The following is an 18,010-nucleotide window of genomic DNA, read 5'->3' as shown; positions in this document are numbered from 1 at the left end:
CTGTGCCGCGCCATTCCGAAATTTCCGACGACCGGCCCGCCACCCTGGCCGATGTGGCGCGTCTGGTGGGGGTGTCGCAGCAGACCGTGTCGCGCGTGGTCAACAACCAGGGGTATGTGGCGGCCCGGACACGCGAGCGCGTCCTCGCGGCGGTGGGCGAGCTGAACTACGTGCCCAACCGACTGGCGCAGGGACTGGCACGCCAGCGCACCCAGTCCATCGGTTTCGCCACGAACGACATCGCGCTGCACGCGCCCTCGCAGCTCACGTCGGGCATCGAGCGGGCGGCGCGCGAGGCGGGGTACAGCCTGCTGGTGTCCATCGTGCCGCGCTACGGTGTGGGGCAGGTGACGCAGGCGGTGCGCGCCCTGCGCGAACGGCAGGTGGACGGCGTGCTGATCAACGCGTCGCTGGGTGAGACGGACGCCCTGGAGGTCCGCCGCCGCTTCGCCGATCTCCCGTGCGTCTTTCTGGACGTGCCGGCCGGAACGCCGGTCAACGCCGCCCTGCTCGACCAGGAGTACGGGGCGGCGCTGGCGGCCGGACATCTGGCCGCGCTGGGGCATACCCGGATCGCCTGCATCCACGGCCCCCACGAGGCGGTCGCGGAGCATTCGCGCCTGCGCGGGTGGCGCTCCGCGCTCGCGGCGCGCGGCCTGTCGCCGGTGGCCGAGCAGGAAGGCGACTGGAGCCCGGCCAGCGGCTACCGGGCCGCGCTGTCGCTGCTGGCGGACGGTCTGCCCTTCACGGCCCTGCTGGTGGGCAACGACCAGATGGCGGTGGGGGCGCTGCGCGCGCTGTGGGAACGCGGGCTGAACGTGCCCGGCGACGTGTCGGTGGTCGGCTACGACGACACGGCCGAGAGCGCCCTGCTCATTCCGCCGCTCACCACGGTCCGCCAGGACTTTCCGACGCTCGGGCAGCGCGCCTTCGGGCACCTGCGCCGCCTCCTCGACCAGCCCGAGTGGCGCGCGACGACCGTGACCCGTCCGGAACTCATCGTGCGGGCCAGCACCGCGCCTCCGGGCACCTCGGCGCAGACCCTGCGTCAGGCGCTGCGCACCGTGCAGGACCACCTGACCCGCTGGCCGGACGGCTAGGGGTCAGCCCTGCGCCGCCGCGCCGCGCAGGACGCGGCCGTTGTAGACCGCCAGGGCCAGCGCGCCCAGGACCATGATCCCGCCCACCGGCCCCAGCCAGACCGGATGTGCGCCGGCCAGGGCGCCTCCCAGCGGCGCCCCCAGGGCCTGGCCCAGGTACAGGGCGCTGGCATTCAGGGCCAGGCCCACGCTGGGGGCGTCCGGGCTCAGGGCGACCACCTGGCTCTGCTGGGGCGGGTTGGTCAGCAGGCTGCCCAGGCCCCACAGCGCCAGGACCAGGCCCATGCCCCAGACCGAGGCCGCCAGCAGCGGGAGGGCCAGGAGGCCCAGGGCAGTCAGGCCCAGACCCAGTTGCAGGGTCCGGGGGCCGTGCCAGGTGTCGCTGAGGCGGCCGCCCAGCGCGTTGCCCAGCAGGCCGACGGCCCCGAACCACAGCAGCATGGCGACGACGCCCGCCGGGTCCAGTCCGGTCGCGCCGTGCAGGAGGGCCGACAGGTACGGATAGACCGAGAACTGCCCCACGTACAGCAGCAGCATGACCAGCAGCGAGCGCACCAGCACGGGGCGGCGCAGTAGGTGCAGCCAGTGGGCGCTGGGCGGGGTCACCCGGACCGGCCGCACGAGCAGGGCCACCCCGGCCAGGGCCACGGCGCTGAGGCCCACGACCAGCCAGAAGGCCGCGCGCCAGCCCAGCGCCGTGCCGATCCAGGTGCCCAGCGGCACGCCGACGACCGTAGAAAATGCCAGACCCACGAACACCAGCGCCAGCGCCCGGCCACGCAGCTGCGGCGCGACCAGGGCCGCCGCCACCCCCGAGGCCACCGGGGTAAAGAGGCTGGCCCCGACCGCCGAGAGGACGCGCGCGGCGATCAACACGCCGAAGCTGGGGGCCAGCGCCGCCCCGAGGTTGCCCAGGGCGAACAGGCCCAGCGCGGCCAGCATCAGGGGCTTGCGCGCCAGGCGGCCCGTCAGGCTGCCCAGCAGCACGGCGCTGAGGGCGTAGGTCAGCGAGTAGGCCGTGACGACGGCTCCGGCGTGGCCCAGACTCACCCGGAGGTCCGAAGACACCAGCCCCAGGACGCCCGCGACCATCAGGGCGCTCGTGCCGATGGCGAAGTTGCCCAGCGTCAGAATCCACAGCGGGCGCGGCAGGACGTGGCCCGGCGCGCCAGGGTCGGCCGGACCCGAATACGGAAGGGAAGAGTCGGACATGGGGCCAGCATGGGCCGGCTATGATGGGGGGACAAGGGTTTGGTTATCCTGGTACTGTCACCACCCTGTCCCCAGCTGGAGGGTCGCCCCATGACTGTTCTTCAACCTTCGGACGCCGCGCCTCCGGCCAGCCCGCTGGACCGCCGCCGCGAACTGGCCGAATTCCTGCGGTCGCGTCGCCTGCGGCTCCGCCCGGAGCAGGTGGGCCTGACGGCGGGCCTGGGCAGCCGGCGGCGCACCCCCGGCCTGCGCCGCGAGGAGGTCGCCCTGCTGGCCGAAACCAGCACGACCTGGTACACCTGGCTGGAGCAGCGGCGCGACATCCGCGTGTCGGCCCCGCTGCTCGACCGCCTGGCCCGCGCCCTGCGCCTGGACGCAGGCGAGCGGCTGCACCTGTTCGTGCTGGCGGGGCAGCCCCTGCCCCTGAGCACCGCGCCCTCCGAGCAGGTGTCGGCCGCCACCGAGCGCTTCGTGCAGGGCCTGACGCAACCGGCCTACGTGCTGGGCCGGCGCTGGGACTACCTGACCTGGAACCCGGCGGCGGCGCGCGTCTTCGGGTTAGGTCCGGACCTGGCCCCCGACGAGCGCAACGTGCTGCGGCGACTGTTCCTCGATCCGGGCCGGCGCCTACTCTACACCGACTGGGCCTGCGCGGCCGCCGGCATGGTGGCCCGGTTCCGCTCCGACATCGCGCCCTACATCGGGGAGCCGTGGTCGGCGGCCCTGATCGAGGACCTGAACGCGCGCAGTCCGGAATTCCGTCGGCTGTGGGCGCGCCACGACGTCTGGAGCAATCCGGGCGGCCTCAAGGACTTTCAGCACCCGCAGATGGGCCGCATGACCTTCGAGCATCTGGTGCTGCGTCTGCCCGACGCCCCGGGCCTGGGCATCGTGGTCTACACGGCCCTTCCCGAATGGGACACCCCGGCGAAATTCGCCCGCCTGATGGCGCGCCCGACCGTGGACGCCGGGGCGAGTGGGGCGGGCTAACCTGACCCCGGCCCGCTCCGGTCAGTGGAGCCGCGCTTCCAGGTGCGCGCGCAGGGGTTCCACGGACAGGCGGGTGCGGGGCCGGGCCTGGGGCACGCGCAGGTCCTCGCGCAGGTCACCTCCGGCGAGCAGCAGCACGCGGTCGCTGAGCTTCAGGGCCTCGTCGAGGTCGTGGGTGACGAGCAGGGTGGTCGCGCCGGTTTCGGCCAGCAGGCCGTCGAGCAGGTCGTGCATCCCGGCGCGGGTCAGGGCGTCGAGTGCACCGAAGGGCTCGTCGAGCAGCAGCACCTCCGGGCGGTGGGCCAGCGCGCGCGCCAGCGCCACCCGCTGCCGCTGCCCGCCGCTCAGCTCGTGGGGATAGGCGCGCTCGCGGCCCCCTAGCCCCACCCCCTCCAGCGCCTCGGCGGCGAAGCGGCGCTCGGCGCGGCCCAGGCCCAGCGCGGCGTTGTCCAGCGCGCCCAGCCAGGGCAGCAGCCGGTCTTCCTGGAACATGACCCGCACGCGGGCGGCCGTGCCCGCCGCTGTCCGGACCGCCAGGTCGCCGCGGTGCGGGGTCAGGCCCGCCAGCGCGCGCAGCAGGGTGGTCTTGCCGCCGCCGCTCGCGCCCACCAGCGCCACGCGCTCGCCGGGCGCGATGTCCAGCGTCAGGTCGCGCAGCACGGCCTTGTCGCCGTACTCCACCCCCAGGTGCCGCAGGGTGAGGGAGGCTCCGCCGGTCCGCAGGGTCGCCGCCTGCACGTGCGCCGCGGCGGTCATGCGGGTACCTGCCAGGGTAGCAGTCGGCGTTCCAGGGCGCGCACGAGCACGTCGGCCACCTTGCCGATTAACGCGTAGATCACGATGGCGAGCACGATCACGTCGGTCCGGAAGAACTCGCGGGCGTCCATCGCCAGAAAGCCGATGCCGCTGCTCGCCCCGAAGCTCTCGCTGACCACCAGCGCCAGCCACGAGATGCCCAGGGCGTAGCGCACGCCCACGAGCACGCCGGGCAGCGCGCCGGGCAGTGTCACGCGCCGGAAGGTCTCCAGCGGCGAGAGGCCGTACACGCCCGCCATCTCCTTGAGGCGGCCGTCGATACCCGTCACGCCGTGCAGCGTGTTCAGGTACACCGGAAAGAAGGTCGCCAGCGCGATCAGGAAGACCTTGCCGCTCTCGCCAATGCCGAACCACAGGATGACCAGCGGAATGAGCGCGAGGTTCGGAATGGTCCGGACCATCTGGAAGGTGGTGTCGAGCAGCAGGTTCGCGGCCCGGAAGGTACCGGTCAGGATGCCGAAGAAAAAGCCCAGACCCCCGCCCACGAGCACCCCCAGCCCCGCCCGCTGCAGGCTGATGAGGAAGTGATGCCACAGCTCGCCGCTGCGGGCCAGTTCCCAGCCGGCGGTCAGGACGGCCGAGGGGGCCGGCAGCACCCGCGCATTGAGCCAGCCGACCTGCGAGGCCAGCTGCCAGAACGCCACGACCAGCAGGGGCACGAGCCAGCGCACCCACTCGCCGCCCGCCGCGCGCCGGGGCCGCCGGGGCCGGGTCCGCGCAGGCACGCCGCCCTGGCCCGTCTGCCGGATGATCGCCCCGGTGGCAGGGTCCTGCACCACCTTCACGCCCGTCATTTCAGCCCCAGACCCGCGAGCGCCGGGCCGAAGGCGGGCAGCGTCGCGTAGTTCTGCGCGCCGAGCTTGAGGTCGCGCGGCAGCACGCCCGCCTCGCGGAAGGCGGCGGCGAGAGTCTGGAGCGGTTTCACGTCGGCGGCCCGGAAGGGCCGGATGTTGAATTCGTTCTTGGGCACGGTGACTTCCAGCACGCTTTTCGGGATGCCCAGTTCGTCGCTGAACTGCGAGATCACGGTGGCCTGGTTCGCGTTGGCCCACTTGGCGGTGCCCTCGAGTTCGGCCAGCACGATCTGGAGGGCGCGCTTCTTCTGCGGGTCGTTCAGCACCGCGCTCGGCGCGAGGTAGTAGCTGTCGCCCCGGTCCAGCCCCTTGTGGTCGCGCAGCACGCGGGCCGACGCGCCCTGAAGGGCCGTGGTGTAGAAGGGGTCCCAGATGGACCACGCGTCGATGCTGCCGTTCTCGAAGGCGGGGCGGGCGTCGGGCGGCAGCAGCGGCACCACCGTCACGTCCTTGAGGGTCAGTCCACCGGCCTTGAGGGCGTTGTACAGAAAGGCGTGGGCGCTGGACCCGCGCGCCACCCCGATGCGCTTGCCCTTCAGGTCGGCCACCGTGCGGATGGGCGAATCCTGGCGCACGAGCAGCCCCTCGGTGCTGTCCGAGCGGTTGACCGACACGCCCACGTATTTGAGGTCGGCCCCGCCCGCGAGCGCGAACACGCCCGGCGCGTTGCCCACGCTGCCGAAGTCCACCGCCCCGGCATTGGCGGCCTCCAGCAGCGGCGGCCCGGCCGTGAACAGCACCCACTTGAAGTCGATGCCCTGCGCCGCGTACTTGTCCAGCGTGCCGCGCGCCTTGAGGATGTTGGGAATCCCGCCCTTCTGGTAACCGATGGTGAAGGTCAGGGCGTGGGCCTGCCCCAGCGAGAGGGCGGTGAGGCTGAGAGCGGAGAGGGTCAGGGTGGTGCGGGTCAGGGTCTTCATGGGGGTCTCCGGGGAAGGAAAAATGGCGGCCCGGCGCGGATGGCGGGCCGCCAGCGCGAAGTCGAACAGCGAATGGGTTCAGGTCGGCCCTCCCCGCAGGAGGGAGGAGAGGGCCTGGAGCCGCAAGGTCGGTGTCAGCTCAGATGCTGCGGAAGCGGCCTATCGGCTCGGCGCCCACCGGCTCGGGCGACGGCACCGAGGTGTGCGTCAGGGGCTGCTGGCCGCGCGGCGTCAGCAGGGGGCTGGGGCGGCCCAGCACCGGGAACAGCAGTTCGGCGACGCGGTAGGCTTCCTCCAGGTGCGGGTAGCCGCTGAGGATGAAGGTCTCGACCCCCACCGCCTGGTACTCGCGCAGGGCGGCGGCCACGTTCTCGGGGCTGCCCACGAAGGCCGTGCCCGCCCCGCCGCGCAGCAGGCCCACGCCCGCCCACAGGTTCTTGCCGACCCGCAGCGACTCGCGGGTGCCGCCGTTCAGTTCGCTCTGGCGGCGCTGGCCCTCGGAGCCGCTCGCCAGGAAGGCCTGGTGCGCCTGCGCGATCTGCTCGTCGCTGATGTCCGCGATGAGGGCGTCGGCGGCGGCCCAGGCCTCTTCTTCGGTCGGGCGCACGATGACATGTGCCCGCAGTCCGAAACGCACCGTGCGGCCGTGCTTCAGGGCCTCGGCCCGGACCCGGCCGAACTTCTCGGCGACCTGGGCGGGGCGCTCGCCCCAGCTCAGGTACACGTCCACGTGTTCGCCCGCGATCTCCAGCGCCGGATCGCTGCTCCCGCCGAAGTAGATGGGCGGGTAGGGGCGCTGCACCGGGGGCAGCAGCGAGCGGCCGCCGTGAACCTGGAGGTGCTCGCCCTGGTGGTCGACCGTCTCGCCGCGCAGCAGGTCGCGGAACACGCCCAGCCACTCGTCCGTCAGGGCGTAACGCTCGGCCTGCGTGAGGTTCAGGCCCTCGAAGTCGAAGTTGCCGCTGCCCGACACGATGTTCAGGTTGACGCGTCCGCCGGTCACGCGGTCGAGGGAGGCGGTCAGGCGCGCGGCCAGCACGGGCGAGAACAGCCCCGGGCGCAGCGCCACCAGGAAGCGCAGCTGGCGGGTCAGGCTGCTCAGGGCGCTGGCGAGAATCACCGTGTCCTCGTTGGTGCCCCCGGTCGGCAGCAGCACGCCGTCGAAGCCCAGCGTGTCGGCCGCCTGCGCGATCTGCGCGAGGTACTGGAAATGCGCCGGGCGGCTGGGCTGCCCGAGCTGACGGCCGTCGCCGCCCGAGGGAATGAACCAGTAGAGGTCGGGGGCCGGAAAGTCGGTGCCGGGAAAGTCGGTGTGCGTCATGAGAGCCCTCGTTCGTGGGGTAGGGAGTCCCCCCGGCCTTGGCCGCGCGGAGCGGCAGGCCGGAAGGTGGACGGAGAAGTTACAGGCCGTCCGCTGCGCGCCCGAACAGGCGAGAGGGAAGGCCGGCCGTCATGTCAGGGGCGACATCGCCGGGTGGCGTGTGGGCGCATAGGTTGTCCTTTCGGGGGAGCCGCTTGTGGGCGCTCGCCGCTATCGGTCCCGCAGTCGGGCAGGCGTGAAGCACCGGGGAGGGCCGGGGTCAGTCGGTCAACAACAGCGCGCGCGGCCCTGGGAACGGGCGGAGCGGGCGGAAAAGGGACTGGACTGGTTCATGCGTCTCCTGGTTGCTGCGGCGTCGTCGGGCCTGTTCCCTCCGCCGCTCTGGATAGTGACCCTGCTCAGGGTTGGACGCACCTTAGAGCAGATGACAAAAGTTATCAACTTTGCATGTGGGCCTTCGCGAAATCTGGACGGAAGCCGGGGAAAAGCTGCGCGAAGTCTGGCCGGGGTCTGCACCGGCCCGGCCCACAGTGGGCCTCACGCCGGAGCCGCACGCTCCGCCCGAGGAGACCCCCATGAAGACCCTGACCCGCCTGTTTCCCGTCCTAGCCCTCGCCGCCGCCCTGGGTGCCGCGCCCCTCGCCGCCGCCCAGACGGCCGCCCTGCCCACCCCGCTGCTCACGACCGACACCGCGCAGCTCGAGGTCTTCGCGCAGACCCCGGCCGTCGCGGTCGTGACCTACTACAGCGCCGCGCCTACCGACAAGGACACCCAGGTCCTGGGCGAGCGCACGCTGAACTGGCGCAACAACGCGGCGCGCACCGCCCAGACTCAGGCCGGGGCGCCGGTGGGAACGCGGTACGTGCGCATCTATACGGCCGGGCAGGCGACGGTCCTGGCCTACGACGCCGCCTTCGTCGCCGGGGTCGAAACCCTCGCGGACCAGACCCGCCTCCCTCGCCCTGTCCTCGCCCTCGACTGAACCTCGCGGCCTGGAGGCCGGAGCAGGAAGCCGGCGGCGAGGGAGGCTTTGCGCCGGCCCTGCCCTATCCGGCTCTACGGCTCAGGCCCCGGAAGGAGGCACCGGCCCCGACGACTCGCGCACGACCAGTCCGGTGGGGAAGGGCGGCGGCAGCTCGGGCGCGCCGCCCCCGGCCAGTTCGACGAGCAGCCGCACGGCGACCTCGCCCATCTGCCGCCAGGGGCTGGCGCACCGTGGTCAGGGCCGGGCGGGCGGCGGCGGCGACGGGCAGGTCGTCGAAGCCCACCACCGAGAGGTCCTGCGGCACCCGGAACCCCAGGTCCTGCGCGGCGTGCAGCGCGCCCAGCGCCATCGCGTCCCCGGCGGCGAACAGGGCCGTGGGCGGCGGCGACAGGGCCAGCAGCTCGCGGGCCGCGCGCGCGCCGCTTTCCTGGGTGTAGTCGCCGTGCCGGACGTAGGTCAGCGGGTCCAGGCCCGCCGCCCGCAGCGTCTCCTGGTAGCCGCGCAGGCGCTCGGCGGCGTCGTCGCGGCCGGTCTGTGGGCCGTCCGGCTCCGCGAGCAGGCCCGAGATCAGGCCGACGCGGGTGTGCCCGAGGGCCAGCAGGTGGGCGGTCGCCTGCCGCGCGCCGCCCGCGTTGTCGGCGCCCAGCACCCGCTCGCCGGGGCCGTCCACACTGACGAGGTGGGGCGGCAGGTCGCTGCGGCGCGGCCAGTCGCCCCCCGAGGGCTGGATGAGCAGCGCTCCGGCCGAGAGGCGCGCCATCAGCGAGAGGTCCGCGCCGCCGCCGCCCGAGCGCATCACGACCACGAGGTCGTAGTGCAGGGCCTCGGCCGCCTGCGCCGCGCCCTGCACGACCTCGGCGGCGTAGGGCCGGTTGAGCTGCGGCGTGAACACGCTCAGCACCCGGCTTCGCCCCCCGGCCAGCGCGCGGGCCACCTCGTTGACGCGGTAGCCGGTCGCCGCCACCGCGTCCAGCACCCGCTGCCGCGTCGCCGGCCGCACGCCGGGCCGCCCGTTGATGACGTTGGACACCGTCATGGGCGATACGCCCGCGTGCCGCGCCACGTCCGCCAGCGTCAGGGCGGACCGCTGCGCCGCGCCCGGCCCCCCCGTTTCCGTCATGCCGCCGCTCTGCATCGTCCGTTCATTGTGCCGCTCCGTGCCCGGTGTCGCCCATTGTCATGCCTGAAATGTAGCGCTATATTCAGGTGTACCCACAACCTGACCCTGAGAAGCCCGCCGCTTCGTCCTTCCTCCCGTCCCAGGAGGCCCCGATGGTCCCGCCCGGCCGTTCCAGAGCGCCCCCGTCCGCCTGTCGTGAGCAGAAATTATAGCGCTATACCTTCTCACCTTCCCGGCCGGATGGGCGGTTGCTGCCCGGCCGAACCCACTGGAGACCTGCGATGACCTCAAAAATGTCCATGTTGCTGCTCTCGGCCCTCGTCCTCGGTGCCTGCGGCCAGAGTCCCTCGCCCCAGTCGGCGGGTGTCCCTGCGGGGCTGTTGCAGGCCCAGGCCACCTGCGGGGGCACCAACCTCGCGCAGGGCAAGGCGGCCACGGCGTCGAGCACCGAGAACGGCGGCACCCCCGCGAGCGCGGCGGTGGACGGCGACGCGGGCACGCGCTGGTCGAGCGCGTTCGCCGACCCCCAGTGGCTGCGGGTGGACCTGGGCAGCACGCAGAGCCTGTGCCAGGTGACCATCCAGTGGGAGGCCGCCTACGCCAAGACCTTCCGCATCGAGGTGTCGGGCGACGGCACCAACTGGAGCGCCGCCTCGGCCGACACGGCCGGCACCGGAGGTACACAGACGGTGGCGGTGAGTGGCAGCGGGCGCTACGTGCGGCTGTACTCGACCGCGCGGGCGACCAGTTACGGGGTGTCCATGTACGAATTCAAGGTGAACGGGCCGGGAGGCACGGCGACCCTGCCGACCTCCGACACCCCGGATTTCGGGCCGAACGTGACCGTCTTCGACCCGTCGGTGCCGGCCTCGACCATCCAGTCGAAGATCGACGCGGCCTTCAACGCGCAGCTGCGCAGCCAGACGGCGCAGTTCGGGGACCAGCGCTACACCTTCCTGTTCAAGCCCGGCAGCTACGGGCGGGTCTTCGCCAACATCGGCTTCTACACGGCGGTGGCGGGCCTGGGCAAGAACCCTGACGACGTGACCATCAGCGGGGCCATCAACGTGGACAGTGGCTGGAACTACGGCGACGAGTCGAACGCCACCCAGAACTTCTGGCGCTCGGCCGAGAACCTCGCCGTGATCCCCGAGGGCGGCACGAACCGCTGGGCCGTGTCGCAGGCGGCCCCCATGCGCCGCGTGCACATCCGGGGCAACCTGACGCTGGGGCCGTCGAACCAGGACGGCGGGCAGGGCTACTCCAGCGGCGGCTACCTCTCGGACAGCAAGGTGGACGGCGCGGTGACCTCGGGGTCGCAGCAGCAGTGGTACACCCGCGACTCTGCGCTGGGCAGCTGGAGCGGCTCGGTGTGGAACATGGTGTTCTCGGGCGTGCAGGGTGCCCCGGCGCAGAACTTCCCCAACCCCTCGCACACGGTGCTGGGCACGACCCCCGCCTCGCGCGAGAAGCCGTACCTGTATTTCGAGAACGGCATCTACAGCGTCTTCGTGCCCTCGCTGCGCACGAACGCCGCCGGGGTGACCTGGCCCAACACGCCCGGCACCTCCATTCCCATGAGTCAGTTCTACGTGGCGAAGCCCAGCGACAGCGCCGCCACGCTGAACCAGGCGCTGGCGCAGGGGCTGAACCTGTTCTTCACGCCGGGCGTGTACCACCTGAACCAGACCGTGAACATCACCCGCGCGAACACGGTCGTGCTGGGCCTGGGCTACCCGACGCTCGTGCCCGACGGCGGCGTCAACGCGATGTCGGTGGCCGACGTGGACGGCGTGAAGGTGGCGGGCCTGCTCTTCGACGCGGGCACGACCAACAGCCCGGCCCTGCTGACCGTCGGGCAGTCGGGCGTGCATACCAGCCACGCGACCAACCCCATCAGCGTGCAGGACGTGTTCTTCCGTATCGGGGGCGCGGTGGCGGGCAAGTCCACGACCAGCCTGATCGTGCACAGCGACAACACCATCGTGGACCACATCTGGGCGTGGCGCGCCGACCACGGCATCAACCCGACCGGCTGGACGATCAACACGGCCGACACCGGCCTGATCGTGAACGGCAATAACGTGCTCGCCACGGGCCTGTTCGTCGAGCACTACCAGAAGTACGAGGTGCTGTGGAACGGCCAGGGCGGCAAGACCATCTTCTTCCAGAACGAGAAGCCCTACGACGTGCCCGATCAGGCGACGTGGCGCAGCGGCGCGCAGGGTTACGCCGCGTACAAGGTGGCGCCGGGCGTCACCACGCACGAGGGCTGGGGCCTGGGCAGCTACTCGTACTTCAACGTCAACCCCTCGGTGCGGGTGGACCGCGCCTTCGAGGTGCCCGACACGAGCGGCGTGAAGATGCACGACCTCGTGACCGTCTCGCTGAACAACAAGGGCGGTTTCGACCACATCGTCAACAGTGCCGGGGCCGCCGTGCCGCAGCCGAACACGAACACCGCCCCCAGCTACCTCGTCAGCTATCCCTGAGCCTGGACCGGGCCAGGAGAGGGGGGCACACGAACGGCGGCGGCCCGCAGTGGGCCGCCGAACCCTCCCGGACGCCTACTTGGTGACGAGGTTCAGGGCGACCGGCACGTTGACCGTCTTGGCCGGCACCTTGCCGGTCTTGACGATGTCCAGGGCGCGCTGCACCCCGAGTCGGCCGATGTCGCCGGGGCGCTGGGCGACCGTCGCGGCCAGGGTCCCGGCCTTGACGGCGGCCAGGGCGTCGGGCGTGGCGTCGAAGCCCACGACCAGAATCTTGCGCTTGCTGGCCTGCACGGCCTGCGAGGCCCCCAGCGCCATCTCGTCGTTGTGGGCGAACACGGCGGCGATGGTGGGCTGCGACTGGAGGATGTTCTCCATGACGCTCAGGCCCTTGGCACGGTTGAAGTCGGCCGGCTGGCTGGCGACGCGCTTGAGGCCGGTCGCCGTCTTGAGGACCGCATTGAAGCCCGCGCCCCGGTCGCGCGCCGCGCTTGATCCGGGAATCCCCTGAAGCTCGACCACGTTGCCGCGCCCGCCCAGCAGCTTCTTGATGTAGTCGCCCGCGAGCTTGCCCCCGGCGACGTTGTCGGAGGCGACGTGGTAGGCCACCTTGCCGCCGTTGGCGCTGCGGTCCACGGTGACCACCGGAATGTTCGCGGCGTTGGCGGCCAGGATGCTGGGGATGATGGCGTCGCTGTCGGTGGCGTTGACGATGATGACCTTGACCTTGCGGGTGATCAGGTCCTCGATGTCGCTGGCCTGCTTGTCGGCGCGGTCCTGGGCGTCGAGGACCACGAGGTCGGCCCCGCCCGCCGCCGCCGCCTTCTTGGCCCCGTCGCGCAGCTCGACGAAGAAGGGGTTGTTGAGGGTGCTCAGGCTCAGGCCGATGACCGGCTTGCTCTGGGCGGCGGCGCTGGTGGCGAGGGTCAGCAGGGCGAGCGTCAGGAACTTGTTCATGGGGGACCTCCGGGGTCTGGGAAGAGGGCGGGGGCAGAGGCGGGGGGAGGGGCGGATCAGTTGCGGTTGAGCAGGCGTTCGAGCAGCAGCGCGCCGAGGATCACGCCGCCCTTGACGATCTGCTGATAGAAGGCGTTGACGTCGAGCAGGTTCATGGCGTTGTTCAGGACCCCGATGATCAGCGCGCCCAGCAGCGTGCCGATGACCGTGCCGCGCCCGCCCGAGAGGCTGGTGCCCCCCACCACGACGGCCGCGATGGCGTCGAGCTCGAAGCCGCTGCCCGCCGTGGGCTGCGCCGAGAACAGGCGCGACGTGAGCAGCAGGGCCGCGACGGCGCTGAGCAGGCCGCTGAAGGCGTACACCGTCACCTTGAGCTTCTCGACGCCCAGCCCGGCGAAGCGCGCGGCGTCCTCGCTGCTGCCCAGGGCGTAGATGCCGCGCCCCCAGGCCGTGCGGCGCAGCGCGAACCACGTCACCGCCAGGGCGATCAGGGCGACGATGGCCGTGCTGGGCAGGCCCAGCCAGTCGGTGTTCCCGAAGGCCTGGAAGGCGCTGCTCAGGCCGCTGACGGGCGTGCCGTCGGTCATCACCAGGGTCACGCCCCGCCAGATGGTCAGGGCCGCGAGCGTCACCACGAAGGGCGCGATGCGGCCATACGCCACCACCAGCCCGTTGAGCGCCCCGATGACGCCCCCGGCCACGAGCACGAGGACGGCCGTGAGGCCGAAGGGCAGGCCCGCGTGGTCGAGCAGCGCCGCGCCCACCCCGACCACCGCCACGATGGACCCGACCGACAGGTCGATGCCCGCCGTGAGGATGACGGCCGTCATGCCGAAGGCCAGCAGCGCGTTGACGCTGGTCTGGCGGGCGATGTTCAGGAGGTTGCCGCCGGTCAGGAAGCGGTCGGACAGCAGGCTCGCCACGATGACCAGCGCGGCGAAGATGAACCACAGGCCGTAGCGGCTCAGGGTCAGGCGGACAGGATTAGGCGACGCTTGCACCAGTGACATGGGCCGTGACCTCCTCTAGGGAAATGGGGGCGTGAAGTTCCTTGACGACCGCGCCGTCCCGGAAGACCAGGACCCGCCCGGCGAGGCCCAGCACCTCGGGCGAGTCGCTGCTCGACAGCACGACCGGCAGGCCCGCGCGGCTCAGGCCCGCGATGACCTCGTAGATCTCCTCGCGCGCGCCGATGTCGACGCCGCGCGTGGGTTCTTCCAGCACGAGCGCCTGCGGGCGCGTCGCCAGCACCCGGCCCAGCACCACCTTCTGCTGGTTGCCGCCCGAGAGCGCGCCCACGCGGTACTCGGGGTTGGGGGGGCGCACGTGCAGGTCCTCCATCCAGCGGCGCACCAGGGCGCGCTCGGCCCCCGGCTGCACGACGCCCAGGCGCGTGACCTGCCCGAGGCTCGACAGGGCGATGTTCTCGCGGATGGTCCCGTCGAGGACCGCGCCCTCGGTCTTGCGGTCCTCGGGGACCACGCCCAGCCCCGCCCGGCGCGCGTCGCGCAGCGAGCGCACCCGGCGGCCGTTCCAGACGCTGCGCCCGCCCACGCCCATCAGGGCGCGCGTGGCGGCGGTGCGGCCACTGCCGATGATCCCCACGAGGCCCACGATCTCGCCGCGCCGCAGGGTCAGCTCGAAGGGGGACTGGGCCTCGGGCTCCACCTGCACGGTAAAGGCGATTTCCGGCTGCGCGGGATGCACGCGCGAGCGCACCTCGACGTGCCGGCCGACCATCCATTCGATGACCTGGGCGGGCGTGGTGTCCGGTACCGCCGCCGTGGCGACCCTGTGGCCGTCGCGCAGCACGGTGACCCGGTCGGCGATCCGGAAGACTTCGGCGAGGTGGTGCGAGATGTAGACCACCGACACGCCGCGCGCCCGCACCTGCCCGATGAAGGCGAAGAGCTGCTCGATCTCGTGGCTGGTCAGGGGGGCGGTGGGTTCGTCGAGAACGAGCACCTGCGTGTCGCCGGTCAGGGCGCGGGCGATGGCGACCATCTGCCGCTCGCCGACGGTGAGGGTCCGCACCGGGCGGCCCAGCGGCAGCGAGAGCCCGAGGTCCCTGAGCTGCGCCTGCGCGCGCGCCCGCAGGTCGCGGCCGTCCACCACCGGGCGCATGTGGCCCAGAAACAGGTTCTCCTCGACCGTCAGGTCGGGCGCGAGGCTCAGTTCCTGGAACAGCATCCGTACGCCCTGGCGCGACGCCTCGGCGACGCTGCGGAAGCGGACCGGCTCTCCGCCCAGCGTGATCTCGCCGCTGGTCGGCGGCTGCACCCCGGCCAGGATCTTCATCAGGGTGCTCTTGCCCGCGCCGTTCTCGCCCAGCAGCGCGTGGACCTCGCCGGGCAGGATGTCGAGGTCGATGCCGTGCAGCACGGTGACCGGCCCGAACTGCCGGGTGATGCCCCGCATGCTCAGGCGGGGGGTGGGCGCGCCGGGGGCCGTCATCAGAAGTTCACCCCGCAGTGCAGGATCACGTTGGCGTAGGGGGTGGTCTCGCCGGTCCGCACGACCGCCAGCGCGTGGGGCAAGGCGGCCTTCAGGGCCTCGTGCGGCAGTTCGGCGGGGGCCTCTTCCAGCACCTCACCCAGCACCTCCCGCAGCCCGGCGTACCACTCGGGCGAGCGCTGCCGCGTCTCGGCGGCCACGGTCGCGCCCTCGACCACCAGCTCGGTCAGCACGGCGCGCAGCACGTCCAGCAGCGCGGGCAGCCCCGCCGTGACGCCCAGTTCGATGCACGGCGTCCCCGCAGGAACGGGCAGACCCGTGTCGGCCAGCACGATGGTCTGGGTGTGCCCGGCGCGCGCCACCAGGGCGCTGAGGTCGGGGTGCAGGAGGCCGCGGCGCTTCATGCCCGCTCTCCGGTCAGGCCGCGCTCGATCTCGTCGCGGCTGGGCATGCTGGGCTGCGCGCCCTCGCGGGTGCAGGCCAGCGAGGCCGCCACGGTCGCCCGGCGCATCGCCCGCTCCAGCGGCTCGCCGCCCCCCAGTGCTCCGGCCAGCACGCCGACGTAGGTGTCGCCCGCGCCGGTCGAGTCGAGCACCGTCACGGCGGGCGCAGGCACACGGATCAGGTCCTCGCCGCTCAGCGCGGCGCTGCCTTCGCCGCCCAGCGTGACCAGCACCGTGCGGGGGCCCTGGGCCTGCACGCGGCGCAGCTGGCCTTCGAGGTCGCCCGGCTGGCTGCCGGGGCCGCTCAGCGTGTCCAGCTCGCCCTCGTTGACCACCAGCACGTCCACGTCGGCCAGCAGTGCGGCGCTCAGTGCGGTGGCGGGCGCGGCGTTCAGGATCACCCGGATGTCCCGTTCCCGGGCGGCGCGGGCGTAGGCCTGCACGGTCTCCAGAGGAATTTCGAGTTGCAGCACGAGAACGGTGGCGCCCTCCAGGGGCGGCCGCTGCTCGGGGGTCAGGCCCGCGTTGGCCCCCGAGGCGACGGCGATCACGTTCTCGCCGGACTCGGCCACGGTGATGAAGGCTGCGCCGGTGGGCAGCGGCAGCGTCAGGCTGAGGTCCTGCACGCCGCTTTCCCGCAGCGAGCCGCGCAGAACGCCGGCGTAGGGGTCGTCCCCCATGGCCCCGAAAAACCGGGTCGGGACGCCGCTGCGGGCGCAGGCGACGGCTTGATTGGCCCCTTTACCCCCGGCGGCGGTGCGGAAGCCCGGTCCTAGCACGGTTTCGCCGGGGCGGGGCAGGTGGGGAACACGGGTGATGAAATCGAGGTTGGCGCTGCCTGCGATGAGAATCAAGGGGACCTCCGGTGGGGGGCGGGGCCGGTGGAGCCGCGCACGATCAGTTCGGTGGGAATGTGGGCCAGGGGAGCGGGGGCGTGCCCCGACAGGGCCTGCTCGACCGCCAGCCGGGCGAGGGCCTGCGTGTCCTGGCGCACGGTGGTCAGCGGCGGCGAACTCAGGGCGGCCCAGAAGATGTCGTCGAAGCCCACGAGCGACAGGTCGCCGGGCACGCGCAGGCCCCGGCTCTGGGCGGCGCTCAGGGCCCCGAGGGCCAGGGTGTCGTTGGCGGCCAGCAGGGCGGTGGTCTCCGGGTGGGCGTCGAGCAGGGCGTGCGCTCCGGCCCGGCCGTCCTCGACGCCGTAGCCGCTGTAGTGCAGCGCCGACGCCGGAAGTCCGGCCCCGGCCCGCCGCATCTCCGCGAGCATGCCCTGGACCCGCGCGCCTGGCTCGCCCTGGCGGCCCGGCCCGGCCAGCACGGCCACCTCGCGGTGCCCCAGCGCCATCAGGTGCGCCGCCGCCAGCTGGCCACCCTGCACCTTGTCGCTCTGGACCGTGGCGTGGCCCCCGACCTCGCGGTCGATCAGGATCAGGGGCAGGCGGGTCCGCAGGCGCTGGGCGGTGCCGACCGCCGGCACGACCAGCAGGGCGTCGACCCCGCGCCGCGCGAAGGTGGTCAGGGCCTCGGCCTGCAGGGCGGGGTCGTCGTGGGAATCGGAAAGCAGGACGGCGTAGCCGCGCCGCCGCGCCTCCTGCTCGATGCTCTGGGCCAGCTTGGGGAAAAAGGGGTTGGTGAGGTCCGGGATGAGCAGGCCCAGGGTGGCACTCTTGCCGGTACGCAGCGCCTGGGCCGTGTGGGAAGGCTGGTAGCCCAGCGTCCGGATCGCCGTACGCACCCGTTCCTCGACGGCCGCGCTGACCGGCTTGGTTCCGTTGACGACGAACGACACCGTGGCCGTCGAGACGCCGGCCTCGCGGGCGACCTGAACCAGGGTGACGGCGGACTTGGACAACATGGAAGACCTCTGAGGTTAAACGTTTAACCTCGTAATACAAGAGAAGGTGATGCCTCAGACGGGCGAAAAGTGAAAGAGTGGCAGTGCAGAGACCTCCGACGGTCCCCGGTAGATTTAAACGTTTAACCCGATTTTATGGAGTCGCGCGGTGGCCGTCAAGACCCGGTCAGGGCCGGAGGTCCGGGGCGCTCGGTCGGCTGCTCCTTCAGTGGGTGCTGGTGATCCGCATCAGTCGCGTGACTACGCGGTCGCCCGCCGTCTCGGCCAGCAGATGGAACTGTCGGTCGGCCTCGGCGTGGCCTTCGGGGGCAGTGAGGTGCAGGCCACCGCGCCCAGCCAGCCGCCGAAGGTGGGATTCGCTCCGCCCACGCCGTTCACGGCCGTGCCGCATCCGGGGTAGGCACCGACCAGTCCGGTCACCGCGCCCGCGCCGGGCCGACTATGAAGTTTCCGACGCTGCTTTTGGCGCAGGCTGCCTACAATCGGCGGACGC

General features: G+C 72.3%; 17 protein-coding genes and 1 riboswitch. Of the genes, 5 read left to right on the top strand and 12 right to left on the bottom strand.

What is annotated here, in order from left to right; all coding sequences use genetic code 11:
* Positions 1–2 precede the first annotated feature (2 nt).
* Complete coding sequence (locus tag DGO_RS15845; RefSeq protein WP_050920936.1) at positions 3–1,100, top strand: LacI family DNA-binding transcriptional regulator; 1,098 nt, start codon at positions 3–5, stop codon at positions 1,098–1,100.
* Positions 1,101–1,103: 3 nt separating this feature from the next.
* On the opposite strand, the gene DGO_RS15840 is transcribed toward DGO_RS15845, so the two are convergent.
* Positions 1,104–2,312 (bottom strand): MFS transporter, encoded by a 1,209-nt coding sequence (locus DGO_RS15840; RefSeq protein ID WP_014695566.1) that lies wholly within the window; start codon positions 2,310–2,312, stop codon positions 1,104–1,106.
* A 90-nt stretch (positions 2,313–2,402) separates the two neighbouring features.
* On the opposite strand from DGO_RS15840, the gene DGO_RS15835 reads away from it, so the two are divergent.
* Entirely contained in the window at positions 2,403–3,302 is a 900-nt protein-coding gene (locus DGO_RS15835; protein WP_014695565.1) for a helix-turn-helix transcriptional regulator, read from the top strand.
* 21 nt (positions 3,303–3,323) lie between these two features.
* Here the strand turns inward: DGO_RS15835 and DGO_RS15830 are convergent, their stop codons facing one another.
* The 4 genes from DGO_RS15830 to DGO_RS15815 form a co-directional block, all read right to left on the bottom strand.
* The gene (locus DGO_RS15830; RefSeq protein WP_014695564.1) at positions 3,324–4,058 is read right to left on the bottom strand and encodes an ABC transporter ATP-binding protein; all 735 of its coding nucleotides are present in this window, start codon (positions 4,056–4,058) and stop codon (positions 3,324–3,326) included.
* Entirely contained in the window at positions 4,055–4,912 is an 858-nt protein-coding gene (locus tag DGO_RS15825; protein WP_014695563.1) for an ABC transporter permease subunit, read from the bottom strand. Before DGO_RS15825 ends, DGO_RS15830 begins: the two co-directional genes overlap by 4 nt.
* The gene (locus DGO_RS15820; protein ID WP_014695562.1) at positions 4,909–5,892 is read right to left on the bottom strand and encodes an aliphatic sulfonate ABC transporter substrate-binding protein; all 984 of its coding nucleotides are present in this window, start codon (positions 5,890–5,892) and stop codon (positions 4,909–4,911) included. The genes DGO_RS15825 and DGO_RS15820 overlap by 4 nt, the downstream gene beginning before the upstream one ends.
* A gap of 139 nt (positions 5,893–6,031) precedes the next feature.
* A complete protein-coding gene (locus tag DGO_RS15815; protein WP_014695561.1) occupies positions 6,032–7,213 on the bottom strand; it encodes an LLM class flavin-dependent oxidoreductase in 1,182 nt (393 codons plus the stop codon).
* A gap of 207 nt (positions 7,214–7,420) precedes the next feature.
* A riboswitch (SAM riboswitch) is annotated at positions 7,421–7,605 on the bottom strand.
* Positions 7,606–7,788: 183 nt separating this feature from the next.
* Between DGO_RS15815 and DGO_RS15810 the strand changes: the two genes are divergently transcribed.
* Entirely contained in the window at positions 7,789–8,196 is a 408-nt protein-coding gene (locus DGO_RS15810; protein WP_014695559.1) for a hypothetical protein, read from the top strand.
* A gap of 64 nt (positions 8,197–8,260) precedes the next feature.
* Here the strand turns inward: DGO_RS15810 and DGO_RS15805 are convergent, their stop codons facing one another.
* Complete coding sequence (locus DGO_RS15805; RefSeq protein ID WP_169331038.1) at positions 8,261–9,319, bottom strand: LacI family DNA-binding transcriptional regulator; 1,059 nt, start codon at positions 9,317–9,319, stop codon at positions 8,261–8,263.
* A 281-nt stretch (positions 9,320–9,600) separates the two neighbouring features.
* On the opposite strand from DGO_RS15805, the gene DGO_RS15800 reads away from it, so the two are divergent.
* Complete coding sequence (locus DGO_RS15800) at positions 9,601–11,811, top strand: discoidin domain-containing protein (protein ID WP_014695557.1); 2,211 nt, start codon at positions 9,601–9,603, stop codon at positions 11,809–11,811.
* A gap of 75 nt (positions 11,812–11,886) precedes the next feature.
* Here the strand turns inward: DGO_RS15800 and DGO_RS15795 are convergent, their stop codons facing one another.
* The 6 genes from DGO_RS15795 to DGO_RS15770 are packed head-to-tail and all read right to left on the bottom strand — an operon-like array spanning position 11,887 to position 17,517.
* Positions 11,887–12,768: a D-ribose ABC transporter substrate-binding protein gene (locus DGO_RS15795; RefSeq protein WP_014695556.1), complete on the bottom strand. Its 882-nt coding sequence runs from the start codon at positions 12,766–12,768 to the stop codon at positions 11,887–11,889.
* Between the two features lie 56 nt (positions 12,769–12,824).
* Entirely contained in the window at positions 12,825–13,778 is a 954-nt protein-coding gene (locus DGO_RS15790; protein ID WP_014695555.1) for an ABC transporter permease, read from the bottom strand.
* Positions 13,753–15,222 carry a sugar ABC transporter ATP-binding protein gene (locus DGO_RS15785; protein ID WP_014695554.1) on the bottom strand — a complete coding sequence of 490 codons (1,470 nt, stop codon included), beginning with the start codon at positions 15,220–15,222 and terminating at the stop codon, positions 13,753–13,755. Before DGO_RS15785 ends, DGO_RS15790 begins: the two co-directional genes overlap by 26 nt.
* Complete coding sequence (gene rbsD, locus DGO_RS15780) at positions 15,222–15,626, bottom strand: D-ribose pyranase (RefSeq protein ID WP_014695553.1); 405 nt, start codon at positions 15,624–15,626, stop codon at positions 15,222–15,224. Before rbsD ends, DGO_RS15785 begins: the two co-directional genes overlap by 1 nt.
* On the bottom strand, positions 15,623–16,519 hold the full coding sequence (locus DGO_RS15775) for a ribokinase (protein ID WP_043804151.1): 897 nt from the start codon (positions 16,517–16,519) through the stop codon (positions 15,623–15,625). Before DGO_RS15775 ends, rbsD begins: the two co-directional genes overlap by 4 nt.
* Positions 16,516–17,517, bottom strand: a complete 1,002-nt coding sequence (locus tag DGO_RS15770) for a LacI family DNA-binding transcriptional regulator (protein ID WP_014695551.1) — start codon at positions 17,515–17,517, stop codon at positions 16,516–16,518. Before DGO_RS15770 ends, DGO_RS15775 begins: the two co-directional genes overlap by 4 nt.
* 208 nt (positions 17,518–17,725) lie before the next feature.
* On the opposite strand from DGO_RS15770, the gene DGO_RS23890 reads away from it, so the two are divergent.
* Positions 17,726–17,917, top strand: a complete 192-nt coding sequence (locus DGO_RS23890) for a hypothetical protein (RefSeq protein ID WP_014695550.1) — start codon at positions 17,726–17,728, stop codon at positions 17,915–17,917.
* The last annotated feature ends 93 nt before the right edge of the window (positions 17,918–18,010 follow it).

The organism is Deinococcus gobiensis I-0, from assembly GCF_000252445.1.
Classification (GTDB): domain Bacteria; phylum Deinococcota; class Deinococci; order Deinococcales; family Deinococcaceae; genus Deinococcus; species Deinococcus gobiensis.
The sequence above is the reverse complement of the archived record's forward strand: the minus strand, read 5'-3'. Positions and strand labels throughout refer to the sequence as shown.